Below are 12977 nucleotides of genomic sequence, written 5' to 3'. Positions count from 1 at the left end.
AATTAATCCTCTCTAGTTTCGTCGTCAATGTTGCCTTCGTATTTCTCGTAGAGCCTCTCGCTTGCGGCTATAAGCTCCTCGTTGCTGATTGCTTCCGGCTCGCTGAGTTCCTGAACGGGGATAATCACAGCGTCCTCGCCCTGCCTGCCCTCGATTACGGCGTTTGCCATAAGGCCGGTGATGAGCTTGATTGCGCGGATTGCGTCATCGTTGCCGGGAATCGGGTAGTCTATCATTTCGGGGTCGCAGTTGGTATCGACGATTGACACGACCGGGATATGAAGTTTGCGTGCTTCTGCGATTGCGTTTTCTTCTCTGCGGGGGTCAATGAGGAATATTGCGTCAGGAACTGCGGCCATGTTAGCGATACCGCCGAGATATTTCTCAAGTTTGAGCTGCTCTTTCCTGAGCGCGGCGATTTCTTTCTTGTTGAACTCTTCCCATGTCCCTTCCTCATCGTATTTCCTGAGTTCAAGCATACGTGAAATCCTGCGCCTGATTGTCGGGAAGTTCGTCATGAGTCCGCCGAGCCATCTCTGATTGATGTAGTACTGCCCGCACCTTGTCGCCTCATCGCGGATTGTGTCCTGAGCCTGTCTCTTTGTGCCGACAAAAAGAACATGCCCGCCCGCCGCGGCTGTCTCGCGGATGAAATCATAAGCGCGGTCGAGTCCTTTGACGGTCTTCTGAAGGTCGATGATGTAGACTCCGTTGCGTTCTGTGAAAATGTAGGGTTTCATTTTGGGATTCCAGCGGCGTGTCTGATGTCCGAAATGGACTCCGCATTCGAGCAACTGCTTCATGCTTGCTACTGCCATAAAGTATAAATACCTCCTAAAGGTTGAAATCTTGCGCTCAAAAATAAATCACATGAACAATCATATGACACCTTTACGATAAATTGAGCGTGTGAGATTAAAGCATGGTTAGTATATCACAAGGGACTGCAAAAGTTTTCCGGGCAAAAAAAATCAGCCCTCCCATTTCTGAGAAGGCCGACAATATTTTACAGGCTGTATTTTAACTTTGTGCCGCGCTTTACTGACCTTATGACGGCTACAAGTTTCCAAGGAAGGAGTGCCTTTATGAACATCCTGAAGGCGTGAGCGGCTTTGCGCCTGATGTGCTCCGTGAAGCTCCTGTATATTATTCCGTTGTAGGCTGTCTCCTCTATGCTATTGAAATGCTGTTTGTATGTCCGCTGACCCGTATAGCTTGAGTCGCCGAGATAAAGTTCTGCCTTTCCTTTCTTGGTAAGCTCTGATAATAAAGTGTACTGCATAATGATACCAAGATAAAATTTTGCGTAGTCTATGCTGTAACTTGTATTTTCACCGCCGACTATCGGGCATTGTTTGCACGAGAGCTTCACCGCTATAATTTCCCCGTCACAGCGGAGTGCGTAAATATCTGAGACTTGGTAGACCTGTATATACTCTTTGGGTGTGAGATTGTAATTTTTGCCGTGGGTGATTTTCTTGAACTCAAAAAATTTATTAACTGCATCGACTGAATCAGGATTATTACAGTCTGCTTTGTAGTCGTGAAGGGTTATATTTCCTGCTTCATTCAGCCTTCTTTGACGGTTATTCAGTTTTTTGCGTTCATGCTTGGACATCCTTGCTAATATTTCGTCCTGCGTTCCCGGCAATTCTATCCTGAAATGATTAGTCCTCGTATACACTCCGAGAGGCACCCGGCTGTACCTGTAACCTATTCGCCTGACCTCGCTGTGAGTCCTGAATATGAATTTCACCGCCTCAAGAAGAACTGTGCGCGGAATATTACTCAGCCATATTCCCAGCTTTGCATTATCAGCGTTGTACAGAACCTCGAAATAGTAATCATCATCCCCGCATTTGGCGTGAAGAGTCTCACATGTCCCGTCCCTGAGACAGTAATCACTCCAACTGTAAGGACGGCTCATCAATTCGGGGTCGCATTCCGTCCACAGGTCAAAGCGGTTGTATATCAGATTGGGTTCAACAAGGTGTGATTTGTCATTCTCAACGGTAATAGTTATGCATGGCTCGTGGCTTGGTTATGGCCGCCATTTTGGAAATTGTCAAGCTCCTTTCTGCTTATTTTTCCGAGATTGTATCATAATTTTTCACGAACTTCACGAGAGACTCCGCCAGCGCGTCAATGCCTTCCCGTTTTTCGGCTGACGTTATGACGGGAACATCATACGAGTACATTCCATCACGTATATAGCTTTCCCGTGTTGACCGCCATTTTCCCCGCGAAATCTTGTCGCCCTTCGTGAAGACTACGAGAATATTTCTCCCCTCAGCCCGTATCCACTCCTGAAGCTCCCTGTCATTCTTCAGCAGGCCATGTCGGAAATCGACGAGATGACACACAAGCCGCAGGGATTCACGCCCGGACATATACGCCCCGACAAGCCGCCGCCATAATTCGCGCTCGTCCTTGCTCCTTTTCGCGTAACCGTAGCCGGGAAGGTCGGCAATCCTCAGAGTCCCTGCGGGAGTCTCTGCCCGGTAAAAGTTTATGCTGCGAGTCTTTCCGGGAGTCTGTCCTGTTTTCGCGAGGCGAGTCCCTAAAAGCGCATTGATGAGCGAGGATTTTCCCACATTTGAGCGTCCTGCTATCGCTATTTCGGGAATGTTATTATCTCCGGGAATGAGCTGGCCCGGTGTGAAGCATGTCGCCTCAAGCCGGGCTTTTGTGATTAATTTCTCAGTCATGCAATAATTCTTTCAGCGGGGTAACAGGATTGTTGACGTATTCAGGAGTGATGATTAATTTCCGGCCGGATTTCTCCGCGTCAGGGATTGACGGAAGCTCAAACTCAATATCAAGCATCATGTTCTCCATTATTGAGCGCAGACCCCTCGCGCCCGTCTTGCGTTTCACGGCCAATTCAGCGACTCTCTCTAGGGCTTCCGGCGTGAATGTGAGCCTCACTCCGTCCATCTCAAAAATTTTCGTGTACTGCTTGACGAGGGAATTTTTCGGCTCCTGCAATATTCGTATGAACGCTTCCCGGTCTAATTCCTCTAGGCTGACGATTACGGGAATACGCCCGACAAGCTCCGGGATAAATCCGTATGTTACGAGGTCTTCCGGCTCTGTCTTGCTGAGAATCTCATAGCCTCCCGATTTCCGCGCCAATTCTCCGCCGAATCCCATCGACTTTTGCAGCTCTCTTCTTGCGACTATAGGCTCTAATCCGTCAAACGCCCCCCCGCAAATGAACAGTATATTTTCCGTGTTAATCTGTATGAAGTCCTGATGAGGGTGCTTGCGTCCTCCTTTCGGGGGAATGTTGGAGATTGTCCCCTCAAGAATCTTCAGTAGTGCCTGCTGTACCCCCTCGCCTGAAACATCGCGTGTTATTGACGTTGACTCGGACTTTCGCGAAATTTTGTCGATCTCGTCAAGATATATTATTCCGCGTTCGGCAGCCTTCAAATCATAGTCAGCCGCCTGCAGCAGCCTCACCAAAATATTCTCGACATCCTCGCCGACATAGCCCGCTTCCGTCAATGTAGTAGCGTCAGCAATGGCAAACGGAACATTGAGCTTCCTCGCCAAAGTCTGAGCTATAAGAGTCTTCCCTGAGCCTGTCGGGCCTAGAAGTAACACGTTGCTTTTCTGAAGCTCTACATCCGCGTTTTTCTGGTCAAGATTATTCCGTACACGCTGATAATGATTGTAGACGGCGACAGACACGACTTTTTTCGCACGGGACTGCCCGATAACATACTGGTCTAAATACTCGCTTAACTCACGGGGCTTTATCGGGGCGGGAGGAATTTTGGCGGACTGAGTTTTTCCGGCTGACGCTGGCGGAGTCGCTCCGGGGTTCTCCATGAGAATGCTGTTGAGATTGGCGAGGGGGTCAGGGTCGTGATAATCCTGCTGAACGGGCATATTCTGCCGCGGCTTTCCTGCCATCATGATATTGCAGACGGCTATGCACTGGTCGCAGATTCTGACATTTCCGCCCGGCCCCTCGAAAAGGTCATCAACCATTGAGCGCGGTTTTCCGCAGAAAGAGCAGCGTTCTTCCTCCGGGGGATTCTTTTTGCCTGGCATCGTCTATCTTGCCTCTATTATTTTGTCGACAAGGCCATACGCTAACGCCTCGTCCGCTGTCATGTAGTTGTCGCGGTCAGTGTCGCGGGCTATTGTCTCGTAGTCCTGGCCTGTGTGGGACGCTAATATACGATTCATGCGCTCTTTTGTCTTGATGATGTTCTTTGCCTGAATCTCTATGTCGCTGGCCTGGCCTCTTGCGCCTCCTAGGGGCTGATGTATCATCACTTCAGCATTCGGGAGCGCGAGACGTTTCCCCTTTGCGCCTCCTGCGAGGAGTATTGCTGCCATGCTTGCGGCGAGTCCAACGCAAATTGTTGACACCTGCGGCTTTATGTACTGCATTGTGTCATAAATCGCAAGCCCTGCCGTAACGCTTCCGCCGGGGCTGTTGATGTAAATGTTTATGTCCTTGTCGGGGTCTTCACTCTCAAGAAAGAGCATCTGCGCGACAATGGAATTTGCTACGTCATCTACAATTTCTGAGCCGAGGAATATTATTCTGTCCTTCAGCAGACGGCTATAGATGTCATAGCTTCTTTCACCGCGCCCGGTCTGCTCGATTACGTAAGGTATATAGTACGCCATGAGGATTTATTCTCCCTGATTCTGACTCTCTGTTTTCTCTTCAGGCTTTGAGAGTTCTTTGACTTCCTTCACGGCCATGTGTGAGAGTGCTGCTTCCGCTGTCTTGTCCCATCTCATTTGATCCGTGAGTCGGTCAAGCTGATTCTTGTTCTCGTAGAAATATTTTGCCACGAATCCTTTTGACACATGGAGCTGTTCAGCACGGCGGGCAAATTCGGCCTCTAAGTCTTCCTGCTCTATGTGGATGTCATACTTCTTGGCTAATTCCTCGATGACAAGGGCTGTCTTCACTGCTGTCTCTGCGCGTGATTTGAGGAGAGCCTCATACCCTTTGCGGCCTTCCTCCGTCCCAATCCCGAACGCCGTATTAAGGTCTATCCCGTTCGACTGCGCCCAGTTTGCGTCTTCCTGCCTCATAGAGACTATCTGCCGGGCTATGAATTTGTCGGGCAATTCTACGGCTGACTTTGACGCGATGAGGTCTATAGCGCGGTTCATAAGGTCGGACTGATTTTCCTGCGTAACCTCGCCGATTATGTCCTGCCTGAGCCTTTCGCGGTATGCGGCCTCGTCCTTTATGTCAGTGTCCTGCCCGAAAACATTGCGGTAAAATTCCTCGTTCACTTCCGGCAAAATGTATTCTGAAACTGTGTCAACCTTCATTTTGTAGCTGACATGTTTCCCCGCTAATGCTCTGTCCGCGTGTCCTTCCTCAACGTCAAACACCGCTGTAACTTCCTCGCCTTTCGTTTTCCCGATGAGAGCCTCGCGCACTTCTTTCCGCACGGTCTCGTCTGCAAGGTTGATTTTCTCGCGGGTTGTTACGGGCTTGGGCTGCTCTTGCGCTTCTGTGCCGTCGGGATTGAGGACTCTTATCGTCAAATCCATGTCGACTAAATCGCCGTCCTGAATGGCTCTGTCAGCCTCTTTGATGTCGGCGAGCTGTACGCGGATTCTTTTGGCGAGCTGGTCAACTTCAGCATCTCCGACTTCAGTAACAACTTTCTCGATTTCCATCCCGTCAATTTCCGGCAGGGTAACTTCCGGCTTGACCTCGAATGTAAGCTCACAGACAACGGGCTTTCCTTCCTCGATTTTCTCGGTTACATTGAGAGTCGGTGTATCGATTAAATCAAGCTCGTAGTCGGTTACAATCTGCTGTAATTCCCCGCCCATAAGTTTCTCGATTGCCTCATTGTAGAGTGCCTCGCGCCCGAAACGCATTTCGACTATCCTGCGGGGTGCGTGTCCTTTCCTGAAGCCGGGAAAATTTCCCTGCTGTGATAATTCTGCGATTGTCTTGTTGAGTGCTTTGGTGAAATCGGCGGCTTCTATTTCGGCTTTGATTCTGACGATATTTTTCTCCTGCCCCAGCAATTCTGTTCTCATTGTGAAATCAGGACTCCTTCTGTGAATTGTGAAATGTAAGATTGCCCTGAACCACTAAAGCAGGGCGTAATTACGCGAAATTCTACCACAAAAAGCCCTCAAAGTGTGAACCGCCGCGCTTGTGAGAGGGGACAGCCCGAATGATATAAACGCCGTATGATATTATTTCTGTCATTATGACAAACCTGACTATAGCCGGAGTCGGTCCGGGGAATCCTGAGCTTGTTACGCTTGAGGCACTCCGCGAGGCTGAAATCTCCGATGTGATTATCGCTCCGCGTTCGCGCAGGGAAATCCCCGGAATCGCCGAGGGGATTATGTCTCATCATTTCCCGGAAAGAATCATAACCCCGGTATATTTTCCCATGACGAAAGACGAGAGTCGCCGCGACAAAATCATACGTCAGCAAGCCGAGTCCATGAAGGAAAATTTAGAGGGCAGGAGGATATTTTTCCCCGTAATCGGAGACTCGGTATTATATTCGACAGGGGCATACTTTCTTGACGCATTGAGGGAGTTTATGACGGTCAGAGTGAAATTTGTCCCGGGAATTTCGGCTCATTCTCTCGCGGCCTCGTGCGCCAAAAGATTCCTGGCCATGTCCGACGAAATACTAGCCATAATACCCGGCACAGCTTCACCCGAAAAAATCAGCGCGGCAATCCGTCATTCAGACTCAATAGCAATCTATAAGCCGTCAGCAATTCACGACATACGCGCCCTCATTGCGGGCGAAAATTTCGGGACAGTAATACGTGTTGACCATGCTGGGAATCCTGAGCGCGAGAGGATACACGAGGGATTAGCGGCACTTGATGATATTGATGAATATTTGTCGGTGATACTTCTGCACAGATGAGCGGGCTTCTGAAGGGTGAAATTCTGCTTACGGCTGATATATTTCTCGGCCTGATTATCGCTGAAATCATCATACGTCTGAGACTGCCCGAAATCCTCATGAAACGCATTATTCCCCGGAATATTCCTGCAGTTACGGCTATGGCTGTGGCGGTTAGCGCGGGATCGTCAAAGGCCGGGGCGGCTGTCCTCTCGTCAGCACTCTCACGCGGTGAAATCTCTGAACGCTGTGCGGTATGGTCGGCACTCATGCTCCCGCTACCGTCATACCTGCGGCGATGGCCTGCGACTTTCGCATTGTCCGTGAGCATGGCCGGACTCGCCGGGGGAATTTTCGCCGTCTCTCTCATAATTCGGAGCATAATGCGCTTCATGTTCGCGATGTCCATGGCAGGGCGTGAGGGGTGCGAATCATCATCACAGCGCGAAATTTCCGGGAAGACATACGGCGGCGGAGTGTGGCGGAATTTTCTGCGGACTCTTCCGGCGGCGTGGGTCATGTTCGGGATTGCGTATAGCGTAGTGCCATATGCTGAAGGATTCCTGCGGGGAGCCTTTGCGGGGGGATTATTGCCGCTTTCGGGGTGGACTGTGGCGGCGGCGAGTCTGGGACATGTTCGGGGTGCGCTGGCTCTTGCGGGCGGGTCAATAGAGGCCGGGACTCTGAGCGTCAGTCAGGGAGTGTTCGCGCTGGTATTAGGGTCAGGGCTTGGGACTGTTACGCGGGTATTGCGTCAGGACGCGGGATATTATTTCGGACTTTTTCCGCGCTCAACAGCCGTAAAATTATTGCTGATGAATATTGCTACAATACTTCCGTTAATCATGATAAATTTGCTTTTTGCCGGATTAGCTTTATTATTATCGTCATGAACAACTCCATAAATATATATGTTGCAGGAAAGAATATCGCGGGCATTCTCGAATCTGTCGCCTCTCCTCCGGGGATAAGCTGCCGTGTTTTTGCGCTTGAGACAGGAACGCGCATAACCCCTCATGCGGTCAATGTCTTCATACTCAGGAGGCTTCCCGGAAAAATCATTAGCGGCGCGAAATATATACTATGCAGCAAGAGTCATGATTCGCTCACGCCTGAGACACTCGGCACTCTCTATGATTTGTGGCCTGAGCCGATGACACCCTCCCTGCTGAGATTCCATTACGCGAAATTATTGGAGCGGATAGCACTTGAACAGCTCACAACGTCTGAGGAAACAGAACATCAGAAACGCATTCTCGAAATGGCGAGGCAGGATTATCTTACGGGGCTTGCTACAAGATGGTATCTACAGGAATATATACGCCGGAATCAGGACGAGCAGAATGTTACGTGCATATATTTAGACCTCGACAACTTCAAGAAAGTGAATGACACCTACGGGCATCAGGCGGGCGACAGGGCATTGGCGGCCACAGCGGAAATGATGCAGCAGAAATTCTCGGACGGCTTCTGCGCTCGAATGGGCGGGGACGAGTTCATGATTGTATTGCTGGGAATGCGTGAAATCTCAGACGTTGCGGAGAAAGTCAGCACCTTCATGGCCGGATTGATGGAATATTACGCAGGCACAAAAACTATGCGGGCTTTGTCCGTCAGCGCAGGTATCTCGCAGAAGACTCACGGGGACGGGAAATCTATCGACCAGCTTATTCACGAAAGCGACATGGCACTGTACGAGGCGAAAAAGTCCGGGCGCGCCTGCTGCAAGGTCTACAATCCTTCACTTGAGGAACGCAATAATGATGAGAGTGATACGGAGGGCAGGAAGTATTATCTTGTTGACTTTGAGAATGTACACTCGGCTGGGCTTGACGGGATTCACAAACTTGACGCAGACAGCACCGTTTGCATATTCTACAGCCGTAATGCAAGCAATGTTACATCAGGGCTAAATTTTGGGATGATGGAGTCCAAAGCCGAAATAAAATACCAGCACGCCGAAGCCGGAAACAAGAACGCACTAGATTTTCAGCTCTCGTCATATTTAGGGGTAATCATCACGGAAAACGCCGGGAAAAACTGCAAGTATTACATTGTCTCAAGGGACAGCGGATATTCAAGCCTGATTCCGTTCTGGAAGGACAAAGGGATTACCGTCGAAATAATTTCGGACATCTCCGGCCGGGGTCTTTTCGCTCAAAACTCACTGGCGCATAAAGTCTCAATACTCACCGGGGAAATGCAGCTTGCCCCTCAGATAGCGGGAATAATCCGGCACTGCAAGACGAAAATGGAAGTCAATCACGCACTGCAGAAATTATGCCGGGGGACAAGGAAGAACAGCCATATATACCGCGCAATAAGGCCGCTGATTGACGACAAGCCCGGAGACATCGCAAAGCCCCGCGAAACTCAGCCGGCAGAAATCACGACAAAGGAGGCAGGGCAGGAGTCTCAGTCTCAGGAATAGTGCTATAATCCGCGACTGTAACAACAATTCACGGAAAGAGGCATCATTCTTTTGACATTACTACTCAGCACCGCTTTTGCATTGTCAGCCGGGCTTCTCATGACACGCGTATTCAAATACACGGTCGGCAGAAGGGGAATAATGTTCCCGGATGTTACAGCGTTCCTTGTAGCGGGGGTTATTGTCGGGCCTTACGCGCTCGGAAAATTCGGTATCGGTTTCGGCTCACCGTCAGAATTATCATCAGTCAATATACTTTCAAGCATTGCGCTGGGATTTATCGCGTTCGACATCGGCAGCGAATTTCGTGCGGCAAGCCTCAAAGAAATGGGAAAGTCAGCACTCTTCATCGGAATATTTCAGGCTGTTGCGGCGACAGTTTTTGTTGACGGGGCATTAATCCTCCTGAGCGTGAAACTTGGCGCGGACGTTCTCCCGCTTCCTGCGGCTGTAACTTTAGGGGCTATTGCGTCTGCCACTGCTCCTGCGGCGACCCTGATGGTAGTCAGACAGTTCAAGGCAAAAGGCCCTGTAACGGATTTGCTACTTCCGATTGTCGCGCTTGATGACGCTGCGGGGCTTGTGATTTTCGCCGTCTCTATAGGAATCGCGCAGGCCATGACGGGCGGGGCATTGAATCTCGTCTCAGTCGTAATAAATCCCATTGTTGAAATAATATGCTCTGTCGTTCTCGGCTCATTGATGGGATATGTTCTTACCATGCTGGAAAAATTGTTCTTCTCCAATTCCAACAGGTTATCCATGACAATATCATTTGTGCTTATGACGATAGCCCTATCATCGCGGGAAATGTACATAGGGCAGGTGAGAATAGCTTTCTCGTCCCTGCTTGTGTGCATGACGCTGGGAACAGTTTTCTGCAACATGTGCGAATATTCCGGGGACATAATGGCGCGTTCACAGAGATGGTCGGCACCTCTTTACGCGGTGTTCTTTGTGCTTTCCGGGGCGAGGCTTGAGCTTTCTGTTCTTGCTGACAGCGGGGTGATGCTCGTGGGAATGGTGTATATCCTCGTGAGGTGCGCGGGGAAATATTACGGTGCGCGTTTAAGCTCTACGATGATGAAATGTTCTGAGAATGTGAAAAAGTATCTCGGCATAACTTTATTCCCGCAGGCTGGAGTTGCTCTCGGAATGGTGGTATCGGCGCAGAGTCTCGGCGGTGAGATCGGCGGGCTGATTCGGAATATAGTCCTGTTCAGCGTGTTAGTGTATGAGATTGCCGGGCCTATGCTGACGAGAATGGCATTGACGGCGGCGGGCGAGATTGAGCAGAAACAGCCGGAGCATGTGAACCGGGCGAGATTCCAGAAGAAATAGAGTCAAAAGTCAAAAAAAATCCCCCCAGCCATTTTCGACAAGGGGGGAATATTTTTCTTACGCCGACAGTGAAAGAAGATTCCTGTAAATCGGGTACGGCCAAATGTCAGCCGCTATAGTCAGCTCGGCCATGTCGCATTTTGCGCGTATCTCATCCATAAGGGGAATGATTGTCCCTGTGAGGAAGTCAGAACGCTCGCGGGCATTCATTCCGGCGAGTCGGCCTTTCAGCTCGTACAGGTGATTCGCGTCCCGGATGAGCGCATTTTTCGCCCGTCCGAGTCCGCCGACATAATCGCGCCACGGGGTCATGTCGCCGAAATCGACATTCTCGAAATACAGCATTGACTCGCGCTCTAACGTGAGCTGCTTTGAGATTGCCGGCAAAACTCCTTCCCACAGCATGTCATAAAGCACAGCCGCTTCAACCTCAAGCCCTGTGGCAAAACTTTCCATCCTCACCGCCCGTAGATTCTCAAGCTCATGCGCCCGGTAAACTCCGAGAGACTCTAACATCTCTTTGTTCTCCGGCTTCATGAACAAGTCTATTCTGTCGGGCATAGTCTCAGCCTCAACAAGTCCGCGCTGCCTGGCCTCGCTCTGCCATTCCGCCGAATATGCGTCGCCCTCAAACAGGACATTTCCGCCCATCCTGAACGCTTCTTTTGCCGCCTCAAGTACCGCGTCAATGGGATCTTTTCCCTCTGCGATTCGTGCCTCCGTCATGGCCGTAACCTGGTCTATTCCCCATGCCCAGAGAGACGCGAACATCGTAACGGGAAGTGCTATGCTCTGGCTTGCACCGGGGGCGCGGAACTCGAATTTGTCGCCCGTAAACGCTACGGGACTCGTCCTGTTCCTGTCTGAGTCGAACGGGATAATGTCAGGAAGTTTCGCCAGTCCCAGATCCATGACTCCTTTTTCCGGCAGTGAGACATCAGCATTATCGAGCCTGCGTATTAAGTCCGTGAGGGCGGAGCCGAGATACACGCTTATGATTGACGGGGGTGCCTCATGTCCGCCGAGCCTGAAGAGATTTCCGGCTGTGGCGACTGAAGCCTGCAATAAGCTGTGGAATTTCGACACTCCCAGCACTACAGCCGACAGGAACGCAAGAAAGACTACATTCCGACGGTGAGAGTTTGACGGCTTGAGGAGGTTGCGCCCCTCGCTGTCGACAAGCGAAATGTTCGTGTGCTTTCCGCTTCCGTTCATGCCCGCAAAAGGCTTCTCATGGAACAATAAGCGCAATTCATGCTGACGGGCTAATTTCCTCATAGTTTCCATCAAGATTTGATTCTGGTCGCAGGCTCTGTTAGCGTCTGAATAAAGGTGTGCGAACTCAAACTGACACCGGGCAACCTCATTGTGCCGTGTCATGACGGAAACGCCGAGCCGGGCTAAATCCCTCTCTACGTCCTCCATGTAGCGCAGTACACGGCCATGAATCGCGCCCATATAGTGATGGTCTAACTTCTGATCTTTCGCAGGCTGTGCGCCGATTAACGTCCTTCCGCAGAAACGTATATCCGGCCTCAGCTGCGCCCGCGGTCTGTCAAGAAGGAAATACTCCTGCTCCGCCCCGACTGTCATTTTCACGTAGCGTATTCCCCTCTGTCCCAGTGTCCGCAGAAGTTTGAACGCTCTGCCCTCCACAGCGTCAAGAGCGCGCAATAACGGCGTTTTCAGGTCTAACGGCGTTCCGTCAAACGAGAGAAATACAGACGGAATGAAGAGAGTCCCGCCCTTGGGAGTCTTCACGATGAACGCAGGACTCGAAATGTCCCACGCGGAATAGCCGCGAGCCTCGAACGTTGAGCGCGTCCCGGCTGAGGGGAACGATGACGCGTCCGGCTCACCCTGTGAGAGGTTATGCCCCCTGAATGTCTCGATAGGATTTCCGTCCGTGTCAGAAACGGTGAAGGCTAAATGCTTCTCGGCGGTTAATTCTGTCTGAGGCTGGAACCAGTGAGACCAGTGAGTCGCGCCTTTGGCGATTGCCCAGTCTTTCATAGCGTTTGCTACAATGTCTGCGGCCTCTGCGGATAAGTGCTGGCGGCCCTCCATAGCGTCAATGACCTGCGCGAAAATATCAGGATTGAGCTTTTCCCTCATCACGCGCCTGTCAAATAGCATTGAGCCGAATATCTCATGCACCGTCTTGTACTCTTTTTCCGGCATTATGCAGTACTCCCTTCATGTTTAAGCGGTAATTTCGTGTATGAATTTTGCTTGACGGCGGAATATTCTAGCTTATGAATGTTAATGTGTCAATTTTTGCGGAAAATCAAACATGCAGAAAAAATCCCCCGGGAGTATAATTCCTC

Annotated in this window: 11 protein-coding genes; 4 read left to right on the top strand and 7 right to left on the bottom strand. The window is 50.6% G+C overall.

The window, feature by feature from the left end; all coding sequences use genetic code 11:
* Positions 1–2: 2 nt before the first annotated feature.
* From rpsB to tig, 6 genes are all read right to left on the bottom strand, one after another.
* On the bottom strand, positions 3–818 hold the full coding sequence (gene rpsB / locus IKQ95_00855) for a 30S ribosomal protein S2 (GenBank protein MBR4195243.1): 816 nt from the start codon (positions 816–818) through the stop codon (positions 3–5).
* Between the two features lie 188 nt (positions 819–1006).
* Entirely contained in the window at positions 1007–1927 is a 921-nt protein-coding gene (locus IKQ95_00850; GenBank protein ID MBR4195242.1) for a GNAT family N-acetyltransferase, read from the bottom strand.
* A 154-nt stretch (positions 1928–2081) separates the two neighbouring features.
* The gene (locus IKQ95_00845; protein MBR4195241.1) at positions 2082–2708 is read right to left on the bottom strand and encodes a YihA family ribosome biogenesis GTP-binding protein; all 627 of its coding nucleotides are present in this window, start codon (positions 2706–2708) and stop codon (positions 2082–2084) included.
* Complete coding sequence (clpX, locus tag IKQ95_00840) at positions 2701–4062, bottom strand: ATP-dependent Clp protease ATP-binding subunit ClpX (GenBank protein ID MBR4195240.1); 1362 nt, start codon at positions 4060–4062, stop codon at positions 2701–2703. Before clpX ends, IKQ95_00845 begins: the two co-directional genes overlap by 8 nt.
* Before the next feature lie 3 nt (positions 4063–4065).
* Entirely contained in the window at positions 4066–4650 is a 585-nt protein-coding gene (clpP, locus tag IKQ95_00835) for an ATP-dependent Clp endopeptidase proteolytic subunit ClpP (protein ID MBR4195239.1), read from the bottom strand.
* A gap of 6 nt (positions 4651–4656) precedes the next feature.
* The gene (tig, locus tag IKQ95_00830) at positions 4657–6039 is read right to left on the bottom strand and encodes a trigger factor (protein MBR4195238.1); all 1383 of its coding nucleotides are present in this window, start codon (positions 6037–6039) and stop codon (positions 4657–4659) included.
* Positions 6040–6215: 176 nt separating this feature from the next.
* Here tig and IKQ95_00825 point away from each other — a divergent pair, with 176 nt between their 5' ends.
* Genes IKQ95_00825 through IKQ95_00810 form a run of 4 tightly spaced genes read left to right on the top strand, consistent with a single transcriptional unit; the run spans position 6216 to position 10650 of the window.
* On the top strand, positions 6216–6899 hold the full coding sequence (locus IKQ95_00825) for a precorrin-2 C(20)-methyltransferase (GenBank protein ID MBR4195237.1): 684 nt from the start codon (positions 6216–6218) through the stop codon (positions 6897–6899).
* Positions 6896–7771 carry a hypothetical protein gene (locus IKQ95_00820; protein ID MBR4195236.1) on the top strand — a complete coding sequence of 292 codons (876 nt, stop codon included), beginning with the start codon at positions 6896–6898 and terminating at the stop codon, positions 7769–7771. Before IKQ95_00825 ends, IKQ95_00820 begins: the two co-directional genes overlap by 4 nt.
* Complete coding sequence (locus tag IKQ95_00815) at positions 7768–9309, top strand: diguanylate cyclase (protein MBR4195235.1); 1542 nt, start codon at positions 7768–7770, stop codon at positions 9307–9309. Before IKQ95_00820 ends, IKQ95_00815 begins: the two co-directional genes overlap by 4 nt.
* 51 nt (positions 9310–9360) lie before the next feature.
* Positions 9361–10650: a cation:proton antiporter gene (locus IKQ95_00810; protein ID MBR4195234.1), complete on the top strand. Its 1290-nt coding sequence runs from the start codon at positions 9361–9363 to the stop codon at positions 10648–10650.
* Positions 10651–10707: 57 nt separating this feature from the next.
* On the opposite strand, the gene IKQ95_00805 is transcribed toward IKQ95_00810, so the two are convergent.
* Entirely contained in the window at positions 10708–12831 is a 2124-nt protein-coding gene (locus IKQ95_00805) for a glutamine synthetase III (protein ID MBR4195233.1), read from the bottom strand.
* Between the last annotated feature and the right edge of the window lie 146 nt (positions 12832–12977).

It is taken from the genome of Synergistaceae bacterium (assembly GCA_017540085.1).
Lineage (GTDB): Bacteria > Synergistota > Synergistia > Synergistales > Aminobacteriaceae > JAFUXM01.
This window is presented reverse-complemented; position numbering and strand designations above follow the sequence as displayed.